At 68.5% G+C, this 23,045-nt stretch carries 24 protein-coding genes and 1 tRNA gene; 20 read left to right on the plus strand and 5 right to left on the minus strand.

The window, feature by feature from the left end; all coding sequences use genetic code 11:
• Positions 1 to 454: 454 nt before the first annotated feature.
• From NFR49_RS09545 to NFR49_RS09575, 7 genes are all read left to right on the plus strand, one after another.
• The gene (locus NFR49_RS09545) at positions 455 to 781 is read left to right on the plus strand and encodes a hypothetical protein (RefSeq protein ID WP_251159373.1); all 327 of its coding nucleotides are present in this window, start codon (positions 455 to 457) and stop codon (positions 779 to 781) included.
• 59 nt (positions 782 to 840) lie between these two features.
• The gene (dnaN, locus tag NFR49_RS09550; protein WP_251159374.1) at positions 841 to 1,941 is read left to right on the plus strand and encodes a DNA polymerase III subunit beta; all 1,101 of its coding nucleotides are present in this window, start codon (positions 841 to 843) and stop codon (positions 1,939 to 1,941) included.
• Between the two features lie 83 nt (positions 1,942 to 2,024).
• Positions 2,025 to 3,029 (plus strand): hypothetical protein, encoded by a 1,005-nt coding sequence (locus tag NFR49_RS09555; RefSeq protein WP_251159375.1) that lies wholly within the window; start codon positions 2,025 to 2,027, stop codon positions 3,027 to 3,029.
• Between the two features lie 139 nt (positions 3,030 to 3,168).
• Positions 3,169 to 4,425: a Y-family DNA polymerase gene (locus NFR49_RS09560; protein WP_251159376.1), complete on the plus strand. Its 1,257-nt coding sequence runs from the start codon at positions 3,169 to 3,171 to the stop codon at positions 4,423 to 4,425.
• A complete protein-coding gene (locus tag NFR49_RS09565; protein ID WP_251159377.1) occupies positions 4,418 to 4,666 on the plus strand; it encodes a hypothetical protein in 249 nt (82 codons plus the stop codon). Before NFR49_RS09560 ends, NFR49_RS09565 begins: the two co-directional genes overlap by 8 nt.
• A 23-nt stretch (positions 4,667 to 4,689) precedes the next feature.
• Positions 4,690 to 4,956, plus strand: coding sequence for a hypothetical protein (locus tag NFR49_RS09570; protein WP_251159378.1), 267 nt, complete (start codon positions 4,690 to 4,692; stop codon positions 4,954 to 4,956).
• Positions 4,957 to 5,046: 90 nt separating this feature from the next.
• Positions 5,047 to 5,262 (plus strand): helix-turn-helix domain-containing protein, encoded by a 216-nt coding sequence (locus NFR49_RS09575; protein ID WP_251159379.1) that lies wholly within the window; start codon positions 5,047 to 5,049, stop codon positions 5,260 to 5,262.
• A gap of 19 nt (positions 5,263 to 5,281) precedes the next feature.
• Here the strand turns inward: NFR49_RS09575 and NFR49_RS09580 are convergent, their stop codons facing one another.
• Positions 5,282 to 5,839 carry a hypothetical protein gene (locus tag NFR49_RS09580; protein ID WP_251159380.1) on the minus strand — a complete coding sequence of 186 codons (558 nt, stop codon included), beginning with the start codon at positions 5,837 to 5,839 and terminating at the stop codon, positions 5,282 to 5,284.
• Positions 5,840 to 6,131: 292 nt separating this feature from the next.
• Here NFR49_RS09580 and NFR49_RS09585 point away from each other — a divergent pair, with 292 nt between their 5' ends.
• The 7 genes from NFR49_RS09585 to cas7c all read left to right on the plus strand — a co-directional run bounded on the left by NFR49_RS09585 (position 6,132) and on the right by cas7c (position 16,548).
• Positions 6,132 to 6,329 (plus strand): hypothetical protein, encoded by a 198-nt coding sequence (locus NFR49_RS09585; protein WP_251159381.1) that lies wholly within the window; start codon positions 6,132 to 6,134, stop codon positions 6,327 to 6,329.
• Positions 6,330 to 6,460: 131 nt separating this feature from the next.
• The gene (locus NFR49_RS09590; RefSeq protein ID WP_251159382.1) at positions 6,461 to 7,396 is read left to right on the plus strand and encodes an Abi family protein; all 936 of its coding nucleotides are present in this window, start codon (positions 6,461 to 6,463) and stop codon (positions 7,394 to 7,396) included.
• A gap of 453 nt (positions 7,397 to 7,849) precedes the next feature.
• The gene (locus tag NFR49_RS09595; RefSeq protein ID WP_251159383.1) at positions 7,850 to 9,901 is read left to right on the plus strand and encodes a DUF262 domain-containing protein; all 2,052 of its coding nucleotides are present in this window, start codon (positions 7,850 to 7,852) and stop codon (positions 9,899 to 9,901) included.
• A 281-nt stretch (positions 9,902 to 10,182) separates the two neighbouring features.
• Positions 10,183 to 12,378, plus strand: a complete 2,196-nt coding sequence (locus NFR49_RS09600) for a CRISPR-associated endonuclease Cas3'' (protein WP_251159384.1) — start codon at positions 10,183 to 10,185, stop codon at positions 12,376 to 12,378.
• Between the two features lie 645 nt (positions 12,379 to 13,023).
• Entirely contained in the window at positions 13,024 to 13,689 is a 666-nt protein-coding gene (gene cas5c / locus NFR49_RS09605; protein WP_251159385.1) for a type I-C CRISPR-associated protein Cas5c, read from the plus strand.
• Entirely contained in the window at positions 13,686 to 15,560 is a 1,875-nt protein-coding gene (locus NFR49_RS09610; protein WP_251159386.1) for a type I-C CRISPR-associated protein Cas8c/Csd1, read from the plus strand. Before cas5c ends, NFR49_RS09610 begins: the two co-directional genes overlap by 4 nt.
• Positions 15,561 to 15,609: 49 nt before the next feature.
• Positions 15,610 to 16,548, plus strand: coding sequence for a type I-C CRISPR-associated protein Cas7/Csd2 (gene cas7c / locus NFR49_RS09615; protein WP_251159387.1), 939 nt, complete (start codon positions 15,610 to 15,612; stop codon positions 16,546 to 16,548).
• A 55-nt stretch (positions 16,549 to 16,603) separates the two neighbouring features.
• Here cas7c and NFR49_RS09620 read toward each other — a convergent pair whose 3' ends face one another.
• The 3 genes from NFR49_RS09620 to NFR49_RS09630 are packed head-to-tail and all read right to left on the minus strand — an operon-like array spanning position 16,604 to position 17,488.
• Entirely contained in the window at positions 16,604 to 17,167 is a 564-nt protein-coding gene (locus NFR49_RS09620) for a hypothetical protein (RefSeq protein WP_251159388.1), read from the minus strand.
• Positions 17,164 to 17,304 (minus strand): hypothetical protein, encoded by a 141-nt coding sequence (locus NFR49_RS09625; RefSeq protein ID WP_251159389.1) that lies wholly within the window; start codon positions 17,302 to 17,304, stop codon positions 17,164 to 17,166. The genes NFR49_RS09620 and NFR49_RS09625 overlap by 4 nt, the downstream gene beginning before the upstream one ends.
• Entirely contained in the window at positions 17,297 to 17,488 is a 192-nt protein-coding gene (locus NFR49_RS09630; protein WP_251159390.1) for a hypothetical protein, read from the minus strand. The genes NFR49_RS09625 and NFR49_RS09630 overlap by 8 nt, the downstream gene beginning before the upstream one ends.
• Positions 17,489 to 17,782: 294 nt before the next feature.
• Here NFR49_RS09630 and NFR49_RS09635 point away from each other — a divergent pair, with 294 nt between their 5' ends.
• The 3 genes from NFR49_RS09635 (at position 17,783) to NFR49_RS09645 (ending at position 20,673) form a co-directional block, all read left to right on the plus strand.
• Entirely contained in the window at positions 17,783 to 18,241 is a 459-nt protein-coding gene (locus tag NFR49_RS09635; protein ID WP_251159391.1) for a hypothetical protein, read from the plus strand.
• Positions 18,199 to 18,633 carry a hypothetical protein gene (locus tag NFR49_RS09640; RefSeq protein ID WP_251159392.1) on the plus strand — a complete coding sequence of 145 codons (435 nt, stop codon included), beginning with the start codon at positions 18,199 to 18,201 and terminating at the stop codon, positions 18,631 to 18,633. Before NFR49_RS09635 ends, NFR49_RS09640 begins: the two co-directional genes overlap by 43 nt.
• A 1,131-nt stretch (positions 18,634 to 19,764) precedes the next feature.
• Positions 19,765 to 20,673 carry an Abi family protein gene (locus tag NFR49_RS09645; RefSeq protein WP_251159393.1) on the plus strand — a complete coding sequence of 303 codons (909 nt, stop codon included), beginning with the start codon at positions 19,765 to 19,767 and terminating at the stop codon, positions 20,671 to 20,673.
• Between the two features lie 20 nt (positions 20,674 to 20,693).
• Here NFR49_RS09645 and NFR49_RS09650 read toward each other — a convergent pair whose 3' ends face one another.
• Positions 20,694 to 21,254, minus strand: a complete 561-nt coding sequence (locus NFR49_RS09650; RefSeq protein ID WP_251159394.1) for a DUF5067 domain-containing protein — start codon at positions 21,252 to 21,254, stop codon at positions 20,694 to 20,696.
• 678 nt (positions 21,255 to 21,932) lie between these two features.
• On the opposite strand from NFR49_RS09650, the gene NFR49_RS09655 reads away from it, so the two are divergent.
• From NFR49_RS09655 to NFR49_RS09665, 3 genes are all read left to right on the plus strand, one after another.
• Positions 21,933 to 22,009: transfer RNA gene (locus tag NFR49_RS09655), tRNA-Arg, on the plus strand.
• Positions 22,010 to 22,081: 72 nt separating this feature from the next.
• Positions 22,082 to 22,642: a hypothetical protein gene (locus NFR49_RS09660; RefSeq protein ID WP_251159395.1), complete on the plus strand. Its 561-nt coding sequence runs from the start codon at positions 22,082 to 22,084 to the stop codon at positions 22,640 to 22,642.
• A 12-nt stretch (positions 22,643 to 22,654) separates the two neighbouring features.
• Positions 22,655 to 23,035: a hypothetical protein gene (locus NFR49_RS09665; RefSeq protein ID WP_251159396.1), complete on the plus strand. Its 381-nt coding sequence runs from the start codon at positions 22,655 to 22,657 to the stop codon at positions 23,033 to 23,035.
• The last annotated feature ends 10 nt before the right edge of the window (positions 23,036 to 23,045 follow it).

Raw genomic sequence — 23,045 nt, forward strand, 5'->3', positions numbered from 1 at the left:
CCCGGGGGTCGGTGCCGTCGGGGGGTGCCGGCGGTGAGCCGGTCCAGGGCCTGCCGGGGGAGGGCCTGGCGCACCGTCCGCTGCGCCTCCTGCGGGCAGGTGCTCGCGGTCGCCGGCGGCGTGACGTTGGCCCTGGGCAGCTCCTCCGGAAGGTGCCGCACGAAGGCCTGCTGCCTCGCCTGCGGCACCGCCGCAGCCGTCTCCCACAGGGCCGGGGAGGGCCCCTCTGCCGCAGCCATGGCGAGGGCCCTTTCCGAGGCCCGCCCACAGGACCCGCCCCCGGCCGGGGGCCCACGACGATCGGATTGGAGAACCCATGAACAAAGATAACGAACCGCGCAGGAGCGTCCTCAGCGCCATAGTCGCCAACCCGGGATGGTCCGCCGCGGTCGTCGCGGTCCTATCGTTGCCGGTCATGGCCGCTGCGCTCGTGCTTCCGAGAAGCGGGGTCGCCATGGTCGCGCTGAAGGTGCTCTGCCTGTTCCTCCTCACGAACCTGATCGCCTGGACGGTCATATTCGAGGCGCTCCTCGTCAGCATCCACCGCGGCCGACGCCGGCCGAACCCCGTCGGGCGCTACGGCAACACGTCCCTGGCCATGGTGCTCTGCGGCGTGGCGGTGGGGATCTGCGTCGTCTGCGCCGTCTACGCCGCCGTCCCGGCCGCGGCCGCCTCCGACTCCATCTCGGCCGTCCTCGCATGGCTCACCGCCGCCGTGGCCGCCCTGGTCACCGTCCTCGTCTTGGTGCACGTAGCCGGAAGCGACGACGGGGGCGCCTAAGGGCCCCGCCGTCGCATCCCCTGACCTACCCCCCCGTGTCCGAGAGAAGGGACGAACCCATGATCGTATCCGTGGCACCCGACGCCCTGGCCGCCGCCGTGGCCTCGGTGTCCAAGGTCACCGCCACCGTGGCCGAGACCCCGGTGCTCGCCGGCGTGCTCCTCGTCGCCGACGCCTCCGGGACCCTTTCCGTGACCGGCACCGACGGCCTTCGCTCCGCCAGGCTCTCCGTGGCCGCCCAGGTGGAGGAGCCCGGGGCCGCCGTGGTGTCCGCCAGGACCCTGGCGAGGGTGGCCAAGAGCCTTCCCGGCGGCGTCTGCTCCCTGGAGGGCTCGGGGGCCTTCTTGAAGGTCTCCTCCGGGCGCTCCCGGTTCAGCCTCCAGGCCCTGCCCCCGAAGGACTTCCCGGCGTTTCCCGAGGTGTCCCCGGATTCGTCGGCGGAGCTTCCCGCGGAGGTCCTGGCAGACCTCGTCGGCCGGGTCCGCCGGTTCGCCTCCAAGGACCTGTCCCGGCCGATCCTGTGCTCGGTGGCCGTGGAGGTGGGCTCGGGGCGCCTCACCCTGAAGGCCACCGACGGCTACCGCCTGGCGGTGGCCTCGGCACAGCTCGCAGACGACGGCGCCTCCTTCACGGCCCTGCTTCCGGCCGACGCCCTGGCCGAGGCCGTGGCCATGGCCTCCGGGGCCGAGGGCCTGTCCGTGGGCCGCGGGGGAGGCCAGTGGGTGGTCTCCTGGCGGGGCGGCTCCTACGTGTGCCGCCTCGTGGAGGGGTGCTACCCCGAGGTGGAGAGCCTATTCCCCAAGACGTCCTCCTGCACCCTGGGGCTCCCTTTGGGCCCCTTCCTCGACGCCCTGTCCCGGGTGGCCCTGGTGGCCAAGGAGAACCCGAGGGTGCGCCTGGACGTCCGCGCCTCGGAGGGGGAGGTGGCGGTCTCGGCCGCCAGCGGCGAGGTGGGGGACGCCTCGGACTCGGTGGGGTGCTCCGTGGAGGGCACGCCGGTGGCCGTGGGCCTCAACTATCGCTTCCTCGCCGACGCCCTGGCGGCCTTCGACGGCCGGGAGGCGGTGTCCCTGGGGATGTCCGGCGAGATGTCCCCGGCGGTGCTCTCCTCCCCGGGCTTGCCTGAGGTGCGCTGCCTCGTCATGCCCACCCGGCTCTGAGGGGCGCCGCCGCGGGGCGCTATGGACGGGGAGGGGGCCTTAGGCCCCGTCCCCCTTGGAACACGACTCGGAAGGTACGGACCATGGAACAGATACTTGCAGGTGCGGGCCCCTTCGGCGGGGCCGGGCCCTCAGGGGGCCGCGCGCCGGCCGGCACCCTGATGGGCCGGCTGTCCGGGCGCCTTCGGGGCGGCCGGGAGGAGGAGCGCGCCGCCCGGGAGCGCCTGGCGGCCCTCGAGAGGACCGCCAGGGCCCTGGAGGGGTCCCTGGCCGAGGAGAGGCGGCGCCTGGAGGAGTCCGAGGACGACCGCCGCAAGGCCGAGGCCCACCTCATGGCCCTGCTCAAGGAGGCCCGGGCCGACTCCGCGGCCGCCCGCAGGGAGGCCGCGGACCTGAAAGAGAAACTCAAGGAGGCCGAGGCCGCGGGACCGGGTACGGCCGGCGAGGGCCGGGGGCCCGACGAGGAGCGGGCCCGCTCGGAGGCCCTGGAGGCCGCCGTGGGGCGCCTGGAGGGGGAGGTCTCGGGGCGCGACGACGAGATCCGCAGGCTCAAGGCCCGCCTGGCCACCCTCGAGGCCTCCCGGGCCCGGGAGCAGGAGGCGGCCCGGGGCGAGACCTCCATGGTGGTCTCGGAGATGGCCTCGGTGCCGAGGACCCTGGACGACGTCCTGACCCTGGCGGAGCGGGCGTGGCCGGAGCGGCTCCTCGTGCTCGGAAGCGCCCACGACGCGGCCCGGGCGTGGTCGGGCAGGGACCTGGACAGGCCCTGGAGGGCCCTCTGCGCCGTGGCGGAGTGCCTCTGGCCCCTGCACTTCGTGGAAGGATCGGCCGACGAGGCGGGGGAGTTCGCCTCCCGCACGGGGTTCAGGTTCACCCCGACCGAGTCCTTCACGGTCTCCACCATGCCAAGGCTCCGCGAGGCCCGCACCTTCCCCTGGGAGGGGCGACGCACCTACATGCCGGCCCACGTGGCCGTGACCGGGGGATCGGGCGACAGCAACATCCGCATGCACCTCTGCTTCGACGAGGAGGGGCGCCGCATCGTCGTCGGGCACCTGGGGAGGCACCTGCCCAACACCCTCACCTGACGCTTTGGGCCTGCCGGGCCCCCGACCCCATGCCGGGGCCGGGGCCCTTCCTTTTCCGCACGGACGGTACGGGGTGTCCCCCGGGGGTGCTATGATACAGAACGGATGTTCGGTAACGGGGTCTTCGGGGGGGTGTGCCATGGGGGAGGGGGCCAGGGTCTGCCTGTGCATCGACCTTCGGAGCTTCTACGCCACGGTGGAGGCGCGGGACCGCGGCCTGGACCCCATGGAGGCCCGGCTCGTGGTGGCGGACCCCGACCGCTCCGCCAACACCATCTGCCTGGCCGTCTCCCCGCGCCTGAAGGCCGAGGGGGTCAGGAACCGCTGCCGCATGGCCGAGGTGCCCCGGGGCCGCGGCGTCGTCGTGGCCAGGCCCCGCATGGCGCGCTACCTCGAGGCCTCCTGCGAGGTGGTGGCGTGCCTTTTGGAGCACGTCTCGGCCGACGACGTCCACGTCTACTCCGTGGACGAGTCCTTCGTCGAGATCGGCCCCTACCTGCCCTACTACGGCCTCACGCCGAGGGCCATGGCCAAGCGCCTCCAGGGGGCGGTGGCGGAGCGGCTCGGGTACCCGGCGACCTGCGGGGTGGGCCCGAACCCGTTCGTGGCCAAGGTCGCCCTGGACGTGCTGGCCAAGCACGACGCCGAGGGCATCTGCGAGCTGGACCTGGCCGCCTTCTACCGCGACATATGGTTCCACCGCCCCATCACCGACATCTGGCAGGTGGGGCCGGCGACGGCCCGAAGGCTCGCCTCGGCAGGGACCGTCGACCTCGCGGGGGTGGCCGCCGCCGACCCCAAGGAGCTGGAGCGCCTCCTGGGCCCCGCGAGGGCCCGCCTGCTCGTGGACCACGCCTGGGGGCTGGAGCCGACGACGGTGGCGGAGGCCTCCGCCTGGAAGCCCCGTGGCAGGAGCATGGCCCGGGGCCAGGTGCTCCTGAGGGACTACACCACGGCCGAGGCCGCCACGGTGGTCCGGGAGATGGCCGACGACCTGGCCCTCTCCGCCGAATCCGGCGGCTGGGACGCGGAGAGGCTGACCCTTGCCGTGGGCTACTCCGGGGACTCGTGGCCGGCCACGGGAGGGTCCCGCCCCCTGGAGGGCCCCCTCACCGCCCGCGGGGCCGCCGAGGCGGCCTCGGCGGTGTTCTCCGCCACGGTCTTCCCCGGCGTCCCCGTGAGGAGGGTCGACGTGGCCCTCACGGGGCTCACCCGGGAGGGCCAGCCGAGGCTCTTCGACCCGGCGTCCGGGGACCCCCGCAGGGAGCGCCTGGACGAGGCCCGCAGGGCCGTGGCGGAGCGCTTCGGCAGGGGCTCGGTGCTCCTCGCCTCGAGCCTGCTCCCCGAGGGGACCGCGAGGGACCTCGCCGGGCGCATCGGGGGCCACCGTGCGTGAGCGGGCCCCGGAGCTCACGGCGGGGCTTATGGCCCGGGTGCTCGCGGGGGCGCCCACGGTGGCCGAGGCGGAGCGCCGCCGGGCTGTGCTGGGGAGGATCCGGGAGAGGCAGGCCGCGGACGGGTGCCGGGAGGCGGTCTCCGGCGGCACCAGGGCCGCCCAGTTCGCCCCCTTCGACGCCCTGGAGGGGTTCCGGGAGAAGGTGGCGGCGGTGATCGAGGAATCCCGCGACGATTCTTGACCGTGATCGTTCAAGGGGGTGCCGTGGGAAGGGTCCCAGACAGGCGCGTCTTCGTCGACGTCGAGTCGTCCTGCGACAGGCACGGGCGGGTGATGCCCACCTGCATCGTCTGGGAGGACGGCCGGAGGCTGCCTGTCCGGGTGGTGTCCCGGAGCCCCGCCAGGACCGAGCGGCCGGACTGCGCCCGGGGGGTGCGCTACACCGTCGAGGTGGGGCCCGGGAGGGCGCGGAGGACCCTCTGGCTGGACCCGCCGGGGCTCTGGCACGTGCTGGCCGGCGGGGGGACCTGAGGGGGTGCTGCGGGGCCGTCCGTTTTACGTATACGTGCATTCTCGCCCACCCTGTGGGATAATGTACGCAGACGTAAAAAAGGGGGTGCCGTGGAGACCAAGATCTCGCGACCGGAGGACATCGGGGCCGCCATCCGGGCCCGGAGGCGCGCCCTCGGCTACACCCAGGGCGAGGTCGCCGGGGCCTGCGGGATGAGCACCCGCCTCATCAGCGAGCTCGAGCGCGGGAGGCCGACGGTCTCCTTCGACAAGGTGCTCCGGGTGGTGAGAAGGCTCGGCATGGACCTGTACGCGAGGGAGAGGTGAGGGGCCTGTGGGCCGTCCCTCACCGCAAGTGCCTTTCGACACCGAGCGCGCCGTCGACCTCCTCCCAGTCGATGAGGTCGACGCTTCTGTGATGGCGCAGCAGGTCATCCAAAGTGAGGGCGTAGCTCGCGATGCGGCCCCGCCCATCCGGCCATTCGGAGGTGTTCCGGAGGATCTCGTCGTCATCCCTGCCCGTGTGGGTGAACTCGACGGTCCCCAGGGGGGTGCGGTACTCGCCGCCGGACCCCTGGGTGGCGAAGGTGAGCCGCCAAGGAACCTGGGAGATGATGCCCCACTGGGACGCGGCGCTCTCGAAGCTCTCGTAGGACAGCCCGTCGGGCCTCAGGGCCCGGGCGAAGTCGTAGAGGGTGTCCAGGCCGACCGACCGTGAGAGCCTGTTGTAGTAGAGGCCGTCCGCGACACGCCCCAGGGCCCCTTCGGCCACGAGCCGTTCCACGGTGCCGCGCAGGCGGTCGCCCTCCTCGCCGAACAGCCCGCCCAGCCCGTCCAGGTGCCAGATGTAGGCCCCCCGGCGGTCCTCGGCGGCCAGGGCTTCCATGGCGTCGACGCTTCTCACGGGCGGGGGTCACCTCCCGGGCCCGGTGCGGCCACGGGAAAAGGCCTCGTCCTCCATGTCGGGGCGTACGATGTCGGAGACGGGGACAGTGTCTGCCGTCCCTTCCACGGTTTCCATGGGCCGCCTCTTCCCGTCACCCTCCGAAGGACAACAGGCATTTTACCCCACCACGGTCCCGCGGGGGGCCGGCGGGGGTGCCGCCGGACGGGTCTCCGGGGGCCCTCTTCGGGGTAGATGCCCCGGTATCCGGCAGGGGAGCCACGAGGCCCCCCGGGAGGGGGGAGTGAGGGCCATGGCCGAGGACATGTCTGTGGGCGGCGCCGTGAGGGCCTGGGCGGAGGGGCTCGGCCGGAGGGCCGCCGGGATGGGGCCCGCGAAGGCCCGGGAGCTGATCTTGGGGGAGGTCCTTGAGAACCCCGCCGTGGCCTCCGAGGAGGAGGCCGTCTGGGCCGCCATGGTGGCCCTGGAGGTGGCCCTGGAGGGCCGCTGAGGGGGTTCTAAAAAGCGTTGTGAAACGTTGCGTTGAAGTGATACACTGAAGCCAGTGGACCCGCCATGCCTCTCATCCCGACGAACGTGGGACGATGCAAACTTTGGCGGGTGTTTTTTTGCGGAGGTGGGATGGAGTACACCAAGCCTTGGCTCTCCTACGACGAGCAGGCCGACCTTCTCGAGAGACGCGGCCTCATCTTCGACCGTCAAGACCTGGTGGCCCATCTCTCGGACGTAGGGTACTACCGCCTCAGTGGATACTGGCACATCTTCAAAGTCGACCCAAAGGGCGGTGACGAGTCCTTCGAGACCGGAACCACCTTCGACAGAGTATGGGACCTCTATACCTTCGACCGACAGCTGCGCTTGCTCACGCTCGACGCCGTCGAGCGGGTCGAGATCTACATGAGGACGCAGCTGGCCTACAGGCTCGGCGGGACGAACGGTCCTTTCGGCTATCTCGAGCGCTCGTCGCTTCCTGGCATTGACCAGGAGAACTACGGGCGCCTTATATCAAAGTGCTATTCCTCCTACGCAAGGTCCAAGGCCCCGTTTGCCGAGCACTTCAAGGAAAAGTACGGGGATTGTCATGGGCTCCCGCCGTACTGGGAGCTCGTCAACCTCATGGAGTTCGGCACGATGCTCACCCTGTTCACCGGTGCCCCCGACCCCGTGAAAAACGCCATTGCGACAGAGGTCGGTGTCTCCGGGCCGGTTCTTAGGTCCTGGTTGCTGACGCTGAACACCGTGAGAAACATCTGCGCCCATCACGACCGTCTCTGGAACCGACGGCTCGGAAACAAGACGAAGATCCCGAGGGGCAGCAAATACCCCGAATGGCACGACCCCTTCGAGGTGGGCAACGGCTCCACATTCACGGTCCTGACGGTCCTCGGCTTCATGCTCGAGCACGTTGCCCCCAGCACCTCCTGGTACGGCAAGGTCCTGACGCTCCTGGCGGCCAGGAACCGTGACGACCTCAGGCGTATGGGCTTCAGACAGGGGTGGGGCACCTGCCCGATGTGGGACCGATGGGTCCGGAAATGGCCCGTATCGAACCAGTAGCCCAATGGGCTGCTGCTGATGTGAGGGGTGGAAGGTGCCCCGGCCACCATGGCCCCTTCAGGAGGTGAGTCTTAGGGGAGCTTTTCCAGCCGACTCCCGTACCTCCCGCGGACACCGTCGGCCAGATCCTGGAAGGCAGGGAGGTACCGGTCTACGACGGTGCCGGCAAGACGTGCGGTGTCCTCCGGGTAGCAGATGCACAGGGCGGCCGAGCGGTCCCTCGCCATGGAGAGCCAGGTCTCCTCGTTGAGGCGTTCGAACCGGGACAAGGCTGTCTTGATGACGTTCGACGGCGAGCCCCGGATCACGGCTTCGGTACAGCGGGGGGGGGTGAAAAAGACGCGACGGCCAAGGGCCCCGGCCGTGCCGCGCCCCCATGGCACGGCACGGGTTTCCCCCTGTGATGATTGGTGCGATTCTGTAGTCACGAACGCCTTCGACGGAGGGAGGCCCATGAAGGGCAGAGACATGATGATGTACGAAGTCATGCGCAAGGCCGAGTTCGTGGTCCCCGTCTATCAAAGAAACTACGACTGGACCGAGAAACAGTGCGGAAGGCTCTTCGACGACCTGGAGAACCTCGTCGCCCGGGGGCTACGGAACCACTTCTTCGGTAGCGTCGTGATCTCCGGCGGGGGCCTCTTCGAGGACCAGGCCATCATCGACGGGCAGCAAAGGATCACGACCCTCTACCTGCTCTATGCGGCCATCTGCCAGGCGTTCTTGAAAGATGGGACGGAAGAGGGCAGGAAGTGGGCCGAGGTGATCAGGTCCGAGTACCTCTTCTCCGACAGCGGCGTCAAGGGCCCCCTCAAGCTCAGGCTCAAGCTGGTGAAGGACGACGCCGCGGCACTCACGGCCATCGCCAACGGGGCGGCCGGCCCCGGGGGCTCGAACGTGACCGAGAACTACGCCTACATCGCCGAGAGGATTGAAAGGTCCCCCTGCTCCTTGAGGGAGCTTGTCGAGGCGATGGAGCGGCTCGTCGTCATCACCGTGCAGCTCGGCGACGGGGACGACCCCCAGTCGGTCTTCGAGTCGCTCAACTCGACGGGCCTGGACCTTTCCGAGGGCGACAAGATTAGGAACTTCGTCCTCATGGACATCCCCCTGAAGGATCAGGAACACTACTACGAGCAGTACTGGAACGTGGTCGAGCGGAACACCGACTACGACGTGAGCTCGTTCGCCAGGCACTACCTGGCCATGGCCAACGGCGTGTCCCCGAAGAAGAGCGGCGTCTACGAGGCATTCAAGGAGACCAACTCCGGGAAGGACATGACCGAGGTCCTCGCGGTGCTCAGGGACCGCTCCGAGACCTGGCGCCAGATCGCCCAAGCTAACACCGGCATCCATCCCATGGACAAGGTCCTCGAGAGGCTCGACCGCCTCGACCTCGACGTGCTGTCCCCCTACATCATGGGGCTGCTCACCTCCATGGGGGAAGGGGCCTTGGGCCCCGAGGAGGTCACCCGGTCGCTTTCCGTCGTGGAGTCCTACGTGTTCCGCCGCTGGGTCGCCGGGGTCGCCACCAGCGGCCTCAACAAGGTCTTCGTGACCCTGCACCGCGACGTCCTACGGGCCCTGAATGACAACGGGGAGCTCACCTACGACCAGGCCCTCCGATCCGTCCTGAAGGAGAAGACCGGGTCGTCGCGCTTCATCGACGACACCACCTTCCGGCACAGCGTCGCCACCCGCGACTTCTACCGAGGGGTCAAGGCAAACATGCGCTGCTACGTCTTCGACCGGATAGAGAACGGCGACAGTCCGGAGCGGGTGGACGTGGTGGGCTCCATGGAGGCTGAGAAACCCACCTTGACCATCGAGCACGTCATGCCCCAGACACTCACGCCCGAGTGGCGCCGCGCCCTCGGACCGGAGGCCCAGGAGATCCACGAGACCTGGGTCAACCGCATCGCCAACCTGACCCTCACGGGCTACAACTCCAGGTACTCCAACAAGCCCTTCTCCGAGAAGCGCGACATGGAGGACGGGTTCTCCGACAGCCGCGTGCACCTGAACTCCTGGGTCGCCGCCCAGGACGAGTGGACGCTCGACCAGCTCAAGGAGCGCAACCGCATGATGCAGGAGCTCTTCCTTGAGCTCTGGCCCGGGGTGGAGGACGCCCCCTGCCTGAAGTCGCCCAACCGAAGCACCGTGTCGCTCGCCGACGACCCGGCCACGAACAAGACGCTCGCCTCCTGGACGCTTTGGGACGACACCCACAAGGAGGGTTACTGGAGGAACATGTACGTCGACGTCCTGAAGACACTGGCGGAGGCCGACCCTGACAGGCTCAGGCAGGTCGCCCTCCAGCTCGGCAACAACTGCTTCTCCTCCGGCCAGACGCCCCAGACGAACGTCCGCATCGCGGCCGACCTCTGGGCCCACACGGGCATGTCCGTGTGGCGCATCGTGAGGAACCTCTGCCGCATCTTCGAGGGGCTCGACTTGGATCCCGAGGACCTCACCTTCGAGGTGGTGCAGAAGGGGCGGGACTAGACGAGGGTGCCTGAGGACCCGATGTGCGGGGAGGTGAGCGAACCCCGTGCAGTGGCGGGAGGGGCGTCTTCCCCGGTCATGGGGGAGCGGGCCACCGGGCTATACGGCGGACCCCTCCGCCGTCCACCCCGTGCAGTAAAATATCGACCGTAACCGCAGGTCGCGGCAGTCATGCCCCTCAGGGAACGTGTGTGTCCAAACCACCGGGAGATGACTCCAGGCGGGGGTTTGGGCGCCACGACCCACGGGGGCGCCGGAGCGACACCCGGAAGGAGAGGCCTGTGAAACGCCGCCCGATCGCCCACACGTCCCCTGACGGGTGCGTCGAGCCCCTCGAGGACCATCTGCGGCAGACCTCGGAGCTCTGCGGCGAGTTCGCGGATTCCTTCGGGTCTAGGTCCGCGGGCCTGGTCCTGGGCGCGGCCCACGACGCCGGCAAGTGCTCCGAGGGCTTTCAGAGGCGCCTTCAAGGGGGACCGAGAATCAAACACGCCGCCCAAGGGGCCTTGGAGCTCCAAAGGATCGTCCCCGATGACAAGGGCCCCTGGGCGACCCTTCTTTCCTACGGGGCCGTGGGACACCACGCCGGCCTTCCCGACGGGGGCGGCAGGAACGCCCAGCCGGGGCACGGCACCCTGGTCGGCCAGCTGAAGGAGGCCGAGGCCTGGGACCGGGGCGGGGACCCGGACCACGACTGGTCCGGGTTCCGCGACCTCGAGGCCAGCCGTACCCTCAACCGCCTCGAAGCCCCGGCCATCGCCGAGACGGAGTGGCGCGGCGGGGCCGAGGGCGGGGCCGAGATGAGGTTCGCCCTGCAGATGTGGGGCCGCATGATGGCTTCCTGCCTCATCGACGCCGACCGCCTCTGCACCGAGAGGTTCCACAGGGGGTTCCCCCGGGAAGCCTTCGAGCCCCTCCCGGTGCTCAAGGAGCGCCTCGAGGGGTACCTCGGGGCCTTCTGGCCCCCAAGGGGCCAGGGCATGGCCCTCAGGCTCAACGAGGCGCGCTGCCGGACCCTCGACGACGCCCTCCGCGCCTCCTGCCGGGCGCCCGGCGTCTACACCCTCACGGTGCCCTGCGGGGGTGCCAAGACCCTGGCCTACACCCGGTTCGCCCTGGCCCACGCCGTGGCCCACGGCATGGGGCGCGTGGTGGTCGCCGCCCCCACGGTGGCGGTGGCCGACCAGGTGGGAGGCGTCCTGGCCGAGGCCCTCGGAGAGGGGAACGTCCTCGTGCACCACAGCGGAACGGACCCCAAGAAGCGCCTGAAGCTCGCCTCCGAGAACTGGGACGCCCCCGTGGTGGTCACCTCCCAGGTGCGTCTTGGCCAGACCCTCTTCGACGCCTCGCCGGGAGGGCTCCGCCGCCTCCATGCCCTCGCTAAGGCCGTCATCGTCGTCGATGAGACCCAGGGGCTCCCCCTGGCCCAGGAGCGGCCCCTGGGCCATGGCCTGGCGGAGCTCGTGGCCCGCTACGGCTCCACCCTGGTCTTCGCGAGCGCCACCCAGTCGACCGTGGTCGGGGCCGTGGCCGAGGCCCTCCCCGAAGGGGGGTGCGAGGAGATCGCCGTGAGCGCCGACAGGGACTACCGGGGCCTCTCCCGGGTCTCCTGGGAGATCGTCCCGGGAGAGCTCTCGGACGCCGAGGTGGCCGGGAGGGTCGCGGGGGAGCCCCAGGTGCTCTGCGTCGTGGACACCAGGAGGCGGGCCCTGGACGTCGCCCGGGCAGCGGGGGAGGGCGCGGTGCCCCTCACCACCCTCACGTGCCCCCGGGACCGGGCCCGGGCCATGGGGGCCATGGCCCGGAGCCTTGCCGCAGGGGAGCCCTGCCGGGTGGTGGCCACGTCGCTCGTGGAGGCGGGCTGCGACCTGGACTTCCCGAAGGTCCTGAGGGCCATGGCGGGGATCGACTCCCTGGTCCAGGCGGCGGGGCGCTGCAACCGCAACGGGTCCAGGGACCCCGGGGACTCCGTGGTGACCGTCTTCATGCCCGAGGGAGGGGTCAAGGGCCCGGCCGACGCGTGCCTGAGGGCCGAGGCCGCGCGCATGATCCTGGCCCTCGGGCGGACCCCGGAGGGGTGCCTCGACACCTATTTCAAGAACCTCTCGATACTCTGCGACAAGGACGACGTCGACGGGGCTTGGCGGGCCCTCTCGAGCTGGCTCGGCGTCGAGTCGGTGCCCTACCGCAGCGTCTCCGAGAGGTTCGCCATGATCCACGACGACCCTTGGACCGTCGTGGTGTACCCCGGGGAGGTCTCCGGGGAGCTCGCGAGGATCTCTGCGGGGACCGCCGACAGGCGCGACATGAGGGCGCTCCGGAAGGTCTCGGTGACCTTGGAGCGCAAGGAGGGCAAACGCATGGTGGCCCGGGGAGTCGTAGAGGAGGTGTCGGAAGGGCTCGGGGTGCTCCGGGATCCCGAGAGGTACGACCCGGTCTGGGGTCTCGACGTGTGGGGGTGCGGGCGCGAACCCTGAGCGACGGCGCAGATGCCGGGGGGTTCGCGCGGCGACATCCCCGGTCACATGGTGTTAAATCAACTGGATATATAACGGGACATCGTCCAGCTACCGCATATAGTAATATACTGATTGTGGCCACAAGTTGTGGCTGTCACGTCCCGCAAGGGGCGTGTGGATTGAAATATGATGGTGAAGCAGTCCCGTGAGTTCGCCGACGTCACGTCCCGCAAGGGGCGTGTGGATTGAAATCTGCGCGTCACGGTCGACCCGGGCAGGGCGGAGGGTCACGTCCCGCAAGGGGCGTGTGGATTGAAATGGGTTCGGGGACCTCCCCGGCTGCTGCGGCAGGGGTCACGTCCCGCAAGGGGCGTGTGGATTGAAATGAGTCGGTGACCGACCTCCGGGCCGCCATGGTGCGGGTCACGTCTCGCAAGGGGCATGTGGATTGAAACACGAAGGACGGGGCGTCTGGCCGCGGCCGCGACGGTCACGTTCCACGAAGGGCATCCGGATCCAAGCCTTCAGCGCCGCAGCGACGCCCCTCCCGAGGTGTCGAAGAGCAGAGGAGATCCGATGACAGCAGTGAGACCGGCCCCGGGCCGGACGTCGGGCAACAGGGGCGCGCCGGGGCCTCGTTGGCGCCGGTCATTGAGGCCCCTGTTGCTCACGGGCCCGTTCGCGGCCTACAACCGCCCCGAGATGCCTTCGGAGCGCGAGACCTACCCGGTACCCACGCCCTCGGCGTTGGTGGGAACCTTGGAGTCCATCTACTGGAACCCGGGCCTCACGTTCCGGATCAGGAAAATCCACGTCCTGAACCCCATCGACATCATGGGTTGCCGCCGCAACGAGGTGGCCTCCCCGGCCCCGAGTAGGGACCTGGCCAAGTTCTTCAAGGACGTGGCCAGGGGCATGGAGCGGAAGGAGATGCCCTGCTACGACACCGCCGGCCCTAAAAAACGTCAGCAACGGGCGGCGCCCATGCTCGTGGACGTGGCCTACATCGTCGAGGCCGACATGGTCGACAACCCCCTCGGGGGCGTGCGGGCGGACCCGGACAGGTCCCTGGCCCTCTACTGCAAGAGCGTCCGCAAGGGCGCCCACATGAACCCCTACCTCGGTACCGAGGACTGCCCCTGCGAGTTCTCCCTGGCGAGGCCGGAGGACTTCGAGGGGGCCTACACCCACTGCCCCCCCATGGACCTTGGATGGGTCTTCCACAGCTGGGACCGCACGGACCCCGGGAGGCCCCGCCCGAGGTTCTTCCACTGCATCCTCGACCACGGGGTGATCGACGTCGAGCACAGCGAGGTGGCGGCCCTATGAGCCCCCATGGGTCCGTGCCGGCCTCCCATGAGTCCGTACTGGCCGCCCTCGCGGCCAACCAGCGGGAGTTTCGCGAGGCGTCCGGCGCCGAGCCCGAGTTTCGCGAGGCGTCCGACACCGAGGCCGGGAAGCGCTTCTGGAGTTCACGCACGATAAAAACCAAGGTGGTTCTGGACGAATCGGGGACCCCCGTCGGGGTCCATGAAGGGCCGTGGGAGGAACGGCTCCCCCAGAAAGCCGAGAGGACCGGCAAGAAGATCTCTGCGAGCCTTCTCGCGGACAACGCGGCCTACTCCCTGGGGATTTCCGACGACGGGGTCAACGGGTGGTCCCGGGACTGCCACGAGGCGTTTTGTAGGCTTCACCGCGAGGCGTTCGCCGGCGTCCCCGCGGCCGCCCCCCTGCTGCGCTTCTGCGAGGCGGACCCCGAAGATACCCTCGAGAACCACCACATCCGGGACAATCTCAAGAAGCTTTCGGGTGGGTTCGTGGGGTTCCTCGTGCAGGACTCCAACGGAAAGCTCACGGACCCCGCGGACGACCGGGGTGTGGTCGAGGCAGCCAACGGGGCCCTCGGGAAGGACCGGGGGGAGGTCGCCGTGTGCGCCGTCACGGGGGCCGTGGGACCGGTCGCGAGGACCCACCCGAAGAGGAAGTTCGGGACGCAGAACGCCTGCCTTGTGAACGGCGACAAGAAATCGATGCTGCACTGGACGTCGAAGGAGAACAAGCACATCACCATGGCCGTGGCCGAGGACGTCGCCCGGGATGCAGCCGAGGCCTTGGAGCGCCTGGCGAAAGACCCAAGTCATCATTGCGATATCCCCGGGTCCAAGAAAGGGGCCGCAAGAAAGCTCATCTGGTGGGCCGACGGGGCCGACAGGGAGCTCGCGGAGGCGCTGTCGACGGCCTGCAGCCTCGAGGACCTCACCTTCGACATGGGCGGGAACTCCGACAGGGAAGAGCGCTGCCAGGACCTCGACATGAGGCTCACAGAGGCCCTCACCAGGGCCGCCCGGGGGTCCTGGGCGGGCCCCGACGTGGACGACCCCAGGGTCCACGTGGCGGTGATCTCGTCAAACGTCTCGCGTCTCATCTGCGAGATGGCCGTCACCGGGTCGGCCACGGAGATCCTGGGCCGCATCGCCGACCATCAGAGGGCCCTCTCCATCGAGCGGACCGAGAAGGGCGTCAGACGCCAGGCTCGGTGCCTTTCGTTCTACGGGGAGCTGGACGGGCTGCGCCGTTTCCCTAAGGACCCGGCCCCCTGGCGGGCGAGGCTCATGACCCGCCTGGTGTCGGCGGTGCTCACCGGCAGGCCCTACCCGCCGGAGCTCGCCCAGAGGGCCCTCGCGCTGTGCGGTCCCAAAAAGAAGGGCAAGCTCGAGGACCGGTGGTCCGTGGTGGAGGCCCCCTGCGCCCGCATCATCAAGGCGGACCTGATCCGCAACCACGGAATCGAGGAGGAATCTATGACGATCGATGGAAACCCCGCCGAACAGCCCCAGGCCATGGGTCTCGGGCGCCTGCTGTCGGTGTGTGAGGAGGTGCAGAAGGCCGTGTCTCCAAATGCCAGGCCTCTGAGTGGCAGCTTCTTCACCGCGGCCTCCACGGTGCCGGCCTCCGTGTTTCCCAACATCATCACCCAGACCAAGGTGCGCCTGTCCAAGCTCCGCAAGGAAAAGCCCGCCTACGCCGTGTCCCTCGAGCGCCGCCTCGGGGACCTCGTGGTCGCCACCGGCGTGGCCCCGACCCAGTTCACGGCAGTGGAGCGCGAGCAGTTCTGCCTCGGCTTCTACCTCGAGGAGCAGATCCGCTGGACGAAGAGGGACACCGAGGAATCCCCTGACGAGGACCCCGAGACCGCCTGAGGAAGAACCCGTGGGAACCATATGAAACCATCGTAGGAAGGACCAGCCAATGGCCAAGGTCACCGAGACCAAGTACCTCGATCACCGCGTGGACGGGGTCTGCTACTTCGACATCTCCATGGGCAACCCCAACGGCGACCCCGACAACGACGACATGCCCCGCACCGTCCCCACCACGAACCAGGGCTTCGTCACCGACGTGGCCATCAAGCGCAAGCTCCGCGACTACGTCGCCACGACCCGGGAGGGCGAGCCGGGTCTCGACATCTACATCTCCGGGGGCCGCACCCTGAACAGCCGGGACATCGACCCCCTGCGCAAACTCTACGGCTTCGAGGGCGACGACGAGGACTTCGATGCCGTGAGGAGGTTCGTCGACAGCCTCGGCGAGAAGAAGAAGGGTGCCGGTAAGGCCCTGACTGACTGTATGTGCAGGACCTATTTCGACGTCCGCACCTTCGGTGCGGTGATGACCGCCTACTCGAAGGCGAGTCTCGGCAACCTCAGCGTCCGCGGCCCCGTCCAGATAACGAACGCCGTGAGCGTGGACCCGGTGGTGCCAATGCAGGTGACCGTGACCCGCTGCGCGGTGGCCACGGAGAAGGAGCGCGAGAATCAGGGCGACCAGACCATGGGCAGCAAGTGGGTGGTGCCCTACGGCCTCTACCGCTTCGACTTTCATATCAGCAGCTACGCGGCGGAGAAGACGGGCTTCTCCGAGGACGACCTCGCCCTGCTCCTGGAGGCCTTGACCTACTGGCCCGAGCTCACCTCCTCGGCCAGCAGGCAGACCCTGGCGGTGCGGCGCCTCGTGGTCTTCGAACACGGCGGCCGCCTGGGAGCGCTGCCCCAGGCCCAGACCGTGGCCAAGGTGTCGGCCCGCAAGCTCCCCGACGTGGAGGTGGCGAGCTCGTTCTCGGACTACGAGGTCGTGCTGCCCGAGCCGGGGGAACTTCCCGAGGGGCTGACCATGAGGGAGCTGGTCTAAGGGGGAGAGGCCGCCTCGGCCCGCTCCCTCCCGACCTTCCGGGGGGTCTCGGGGGTCAGCGGGCCTTGGAGCCGCCGCGGGTGCGGTTGTAGGATCTCGTCGCGTCGAAGGCGGCGATGAGGGAGCGCTCGGTGGCGTTGAGGTCGGCCGGGGCGCAGCGGACCATGCGGACCTCCACGGGCTTGCCCGCCCGGACGTCGGCATACACGTCCCCGTTGCCGTGGCCGGTGAGGTGCGCCATCACCCTCTGGGCCACATGGATGGACTGGCCCACGTAGACGGCCTCGTAGGACACATCGCCGGACCCGTCGTAGACGGGGTTCGTCAGGATCACGTAGCACCCGGCCTCGTCGGTGGCCCCGTAGCCGAGGCCGGACCCCCGCCTCCCGATCCTCCAGTTCTCGAGGAACTCCTCCGCAGACACCGGGGCCGCCTCCATGAGGGTGCGCCGGACCTCGCGCTGGCGGCGCCCGGTCCGAATCGCCATCCAGACGAGGGCGGCGGCGGTGAGGGCGAAGAGTACCAGCATGGCCGTGTTGTAGGCCCGCTGGCCCGGCGTCTGGTGGGCCGGGAAGAACGCCTCCCAGACGTAGCGGAGCGTGTCTATCGGCGTGCTCATCGGTTTCCACCTTCCACGGCCTTCGCGTAGAGCCCGAACAGGTGGGTCACGATCCTTTCCTCGTCGCCCCGGTCCCGCCAGCGCGAGACGAACCCCTTGGCGGCCCCCCTCCTGTCGGTCCTGTCGGCTCTAGCCATGGTCGCGACCCTCCCTGCGCTCCCTCTCCCGGGCCATCATCTCGCGGAACACCTCGGCCTTCGTCGAGGAGCCCTCCTCGGCCCACCGGGTGAGGTCGCGGTAGTCCGTCTCCAGCATGTTGATGAGGCAGGCCTTCCTGGGCACGCCCTTCGGCCCGCGCCTGCCCCCGGGCTTGTTCTCCACGGTGCACCCCCTAATTCCTATATAACAATTATATAGGAAAAGCCCTTCCGTTGAAAGCTTCCTGAGGGGGTTTCTACCTTTCTCCGCGCGGTGACGCGCGGACGGAGGCCCTCGCGAGATCCGGGCGGAAGGCCCCGGACGCCCGGACCGCGAGGTGACCTCCATGGAAGCCGTCAAAAGCGCTCCGTCAAAGAGATCGTCCGTTGGTGCGACTGCGAGTGCAAGGAGGCGGCCTCCGGCGGGGCCCTGGCGGCGTGACGGCGGGGCACTGGCGGGATGACACCTAAGAAGAGCTTGGAGAAGATCATGGGCAACGACTACAGGCTCGTCCTCGAGGGTCCCGACGGGTCCACCGTGGACATCGCGGCGCAAGACCCCGACGTCAGGCTCTCGAGCGCGGTCTTTCGGACCCTCGAGAAGGGTGTTTCCGAGGAGGCCGCGGCCATCGTTCACGGCCTTGTCGTGGAGTCCCCCGCGGGACCCTTCGAGGGCGACGTGGCCCGCACCCGGGCCATTTTCGCCAGCACCGCAAGGACCCCCCTCGGGTTCGACCCCGTGAAAGACATCGTCGCCGAGGAGACCTGGGCGGTCTCCGAGACCCTGCTTCAGGGCCGGACCGTCGTGGACCTGGCGACAGCGATGGAGCTGTTGTCGGACCCCGAGGCAGGACCGAGAGGGCCGCCGAGGCCTGGCTCTCCGGGAACCACCCGGTGGAGGTCTTCGACGACGGCCCCATCGAGGTCCCCCAGGTAGACGCCTGGGCCTCCCGCCTCAAGGCCGCCTGGGACCTCGCGGCCTCCGTCGAGGCCGGAAGGGAGCGCCATCTGGAGTCTTTGGCCGAGGTCCACGGGGCCGTGAGGAACATCGCCTGCGAGGGCAACGCCGTCACCCTGCGCTGTGCCGGCGACGAGGCGGAGTTCGCCATGGACCTGGAGGGTCTTGCCGTCCTCATCCAGCACCTCGCGGAGGACACCCTCGAGTTCGGTTGGCTTCCCGCGGTGCCCGAGGACGCCCTGGGGTGGGTCGTGGGCCACATCCAGGCATCGGGCAAGGACGAGAAGGTCTGGGTCGCCAAGGTGGTCGACGGCAAGACTGGAAGGGTCGTCTGGGAGCTTCCGGAGGATTCCGACAGCGGCGGCCGGTAGGGTCTGGTGGACGAGGAGGGGCTGAAGGGGTTCAGGGACGGGCCCGTGTGGATCTCGGGCAACCGCCACGGGCCGCGGGAGGCCGACCTCGTGCCCTAGGCCACCGAGAGGGTCCCCGCCCACATCGACGACCCCGAGGTCTCCGCCGCAAGGGGTGACCTCGATCCCTCGGTCAAAGCCTTCGTCCTCCACGCCCAGTATCAGTGATCCGGCGCCCGGCACCTGATAGGGCCGGGGCCTGGGAAGGGGTTCGCGCCCACCGGGACGCGGCCCCTTTCTTGTGCCGAGGAGGGTGTTCCTCGGTTTGAGTATCCCTATCACGTACCTTCCCCGGAGGTTCGCGCGGGATTGTCCCGCAAGATGCGTCTTTGGTATGATTCGATATGGTTATCCTTGGGGTCGGGTCACAGGATGTCGTGGGGCAGGGGGGCTCGGGCACGACCCTTGGGAGTCGCACCCCGCAGGGGTGCGTGTGTTGAAACGACCACGAGAAGGACGCCTCCGAGCGCGAGTACGAGTCGCACCCCGCAGGGGTGCGTGTGTTGAAACGTGAGTGTCGTTACTGCCAAGCGCTTGGATGGGGGGTCGCACCCCGCAGGGGTGCGTGTGTTGAAAAATGGTCACCATCGATCTGTCGGTCGAGATCAAACGTCGCACCCCGCAGGGGTGCGTGTGTTGAAACGACATGCAGACCACCGCCATCGAGAGGAGACCGAGTCGCACCCCGCAGGGGTGCGTGGCCGTCCCGCCCCACACACCCACAGGGGCGGCCGGAAGGGCCCCACGAGCGTCTCTCGTGGGGGCCCTTCCCCGTCCTCCCGGGACCGGCGCCCGGAGGCGCCGGGGACAGGTCCCGTGGAGGGGGTAGGGGGTGCCGAGGCGTTCCCCCGGGTCTGCGTCCCGGTGGGCCCGGACCCCGTCCGAGACGACACCCGCGGTGCCCTGGAGGTCAGGGCTGCTGCGGGATTTCTGGGAATCTAGGTCTTGCGTGTGTGTTTCGTCTTGCAGCGAAACACACGGGATGCTATAGTTCATGTCACTGATTAGACCCCGTGGACTCTACGTGAGGCGGGGACTGGAGGGGGGCTGGCGCTTTTGCCAGTTCCCCTCCTAGCTTTTTCGGAGATGCCGATGGAAACACCCCACCCGTTCTGTTCGATTGAGGAACAAGTCTCCAGACTCACCAGCAGGGGGATGACCGTTTCCGACCGAAGGGCCGCCGAGAACTTCCTTATCACCCACAACTACTACCGGGTGGTCAACGGATATAAGTTCCTGTTCCTCGACAAGGATAGAAGCAAACCCGGTAACGAGGTGTTCCGAGAAGGCTCCGATTTCGATCAGCTTGTGGCTGTGTTCATGTTCGATCGGGAGTTGAGGTCGAGGTGCCTTTTCGCCCTTGAGGTCGCCGAGAGCAGAATGAAGACCGCCACCGTCCATGCGTTCTGCGACAGGCATAGGGGGACGTTAGACTACCTCTCATTCTCCTCTTACTGTTCGAAAGACCAGTATCGCGCCCCGAGGCGCTACGACGCCAACCTCAGCGACCTGCTCACGATGCTCAAGTCTGCAAGTCTCGGCAACTGTCACCATAAGGCATATGTCGGTCATTATCTCGAGCACTACGACGACGTCCCCCTCTGGGTCCTTTCGGGTTGCCTATCGTTCGGGAACATGGCCCATTTCTATGATCTGTGCGACGTTCCCACGCGCAACGAGGCGTGCAAGCTCGTCGGAAGGGTCGTGGGCAGAAGAATCGAATCGAAGAGGATGTCGTTCACCTACAAGGTTCTTAGGGACTACCGCAACATATGCGCCCATGGGGATCGTCTGTTCTGCGCACGGACAGGCCGGCGTGACTCTTACCGCTTCAAGGACTTCATCGATAGGATCGAAACGGTGCTGACCGCCACTGAGTTCGAGGACCTTGTGCTGGCCCCTGTGTCGGAAACCATTGCAACGCTTGATATGTTTCCTTATGTCAAGGAGAAGGTAGTGGGCGAGATGGGGATCGAGGGCCTGGTCGTCATCGGAGAATAACTCGGATGTCCTGACCCGGGTCAACCCACCTCGAAGGTCCTCTGGGCGACCGTGGCGCCTTCGGGAGTGCTCACCTCGACGGTGACGGGGGATGTGTCCCTCAGTTCAAAGCAGTCGGAGACCTCGATGGACGCCCCCGGCTTTATAGAGGTCCACATGTCCGAGTTCGTCTGCGGTATGCCGGAGGTCCACGACTCGGCATAGCCCCTGTCCAGCTCGACCCCGCCCTGGTAGGCCCTGACGGAGGCGACCCCCGTGATCGACGTCTCCTTGGCGGTGGTGTTCGTGAAGGTCATGGGCACGAGGACGACCTTGCCGTCCCCGAAGGAGTCGTTCTCGAACGCGGCGTCCCCGACCTCCACGGCGTCGGCGCCCACCAGGTCGCCGCCCCCCGTCTCGGCGTCGTCGGCCTTCGACCCCCCTTGGTCCTGCGCCGTCCCCTCCATGGCGTCCACCCGCTCCTCGAGGGCGGCCACCCTGGCCTCGAGGTCGGCCGCGTTGCCGGCACCCGAGCACCCGGCCAAGACCATGAGGGCGGATGCGGAAAGGGCCGTCAAAACGACCTTCGTGCGGTTTCCCATGGCATCTCCTGACGGTTGTCTGACAATCAACCGCCAAAGATACCAAAGCGGTCCCTTTCCCGTGCCCCCCGGAGGCCTTCCTGCAGAACCTTCCCCCGGGAACGCCCGCCCGGGGTGCCTGGCCGGGGTCTTCCTGATGTCCCGCAAGGGGCGTCCTTGATATGATTATCCATGGTTTCCCTTACGGTCGGGCCACGGGGTATCGTGGGGCAGGGGGCTCGGGCATGACCTTTGGGAGTCGCACCCCGCAAGGGTGCGTGTGTTGAAATGTGCTCAAGGAGGGGCCCAACCTCGTGTGCAATCGTCGCACCCCGCAGGGGTGCGTGTGTTGAAACGACCATCCCGCAATCTACGGACGCCATCTACAACGTCGCACCCCGCAGGGGTGCGTGTGTCGAAATTAGGAAGGATCAACGCATCGAGACAAATCGTTCCCGTCGTACCCTGCAGGGATGCGTGTGTTGAAATTTGACCCGTCAGGCCGCCAACGACCTGATCATCCCGTCGCACCCCTCAGGGGTGCGTGGCCGTCCCACCCCCGCACCCCCACAGGGACGGCCGGAAGGGTCCCCGCGGGCGTCTCTCGCGGGGCCCTCATCTGTCTTCCCGGGGCCGGCGCCCGGAGGCGCCGGGGGTAGGTCCCGTGGAAGGGGGCGCCGAGGCGCTCCTCCCGATCCTGCGCCCGTAGCTCAGCAGGACAGAGCGCGGCCCTCCTAAGGCCGGCGTCGGCGGTTCGAATCCGTCCGGGCGCACCAATAGACACCCGTCAGAGGGCCCCTTCCCGGACATCCGGGGAGGGGCCCTCGCCCTATGGAGAGGGGATGCCCATGCACTGCTGCGTAGCCGTGATCCGCCCGAAGGAGGGACCGCTTTCCCTGGCAAGCATCCTCGCCCCCTTCTGCGAAGACCCCGACCTCGCCGCCCTGGGAGGGGCCGTCCCGGAGTTCCAGGAGGACGAGGACGAGGACTTCGACGACGAGGCCCAGGCGAAAGGCTACTGGTACAACCCCGACGCCCACTGGGACTGGTGGGAGGAGGGCGGCCGCTGGGAGGGTCTCTGGGGTTACGACCTCGCCCCCATGCCCCTGGCAGACCTCCCGGACCCCGAGACCTACGAGCCCACGGAGGCCGAGGAGCACGCCATCCGCCTCGACTACGAGAGTCTCCTGGCCAAGATCGAGCGCCACGGGGAGTCCTGCGAGCGCAGGCGCCCGAAGAGCTTCGACGATTTCCGCCGGACCCACATCAGGTTCCGCGAGTGCGCCGAACCCTACGCGTACGTGGACGCCGACGGCTCCTGGGTCGAGGGCGGGGTCCCTTTCTGGGACTACGTCCGGAGCCTCCCCAAGGACGACTACACGGTCGACGTCGTCGACTGCCACTGCTGACAAGGAGGAGCCATGAGAGCACTGCCCCTGACGATCTATCGCAACCCCCTGTTCGAGGGGTGCTCCCTCGGCGGCATCAGCGAGCGTTACGACAAGGTGCTCGTGGTCTGCCCCGAGGGCCACGTCGAGGTCGACCCGGACGACCCGCCGGAGAACCTCGTGCGTCTCGTCCAAAAGAGGGGTCCCTTCGGCACCCACACTCCCCACCTGGAGCCCGTGGCGGAGCCTTCCGAGGGATGCGCCCCGTGGATGCCGGGAGGCGCCGTCGCCAGCTCCGGCGACAGCCGCTGGGGGGACCTCCTCAAAACCGAGACCGATCTGGCCCACGGGGTGCCGCTCGAGATCTTCGACCGGGCGGAGACTTGGGATACGTTCTATAGGATGAGCCGATAGGGACCCGAGG

It is taken from the genome of Caniella muris, assembly GCF_943193035.1.
GTDB classification, from domain to species: domain Bacteria; phylum Actinomycetota; class Coriobacteriia; order Coriobacteriales; family Atopobiaceae; genus Granulimonas; species Granulimonas faecalis.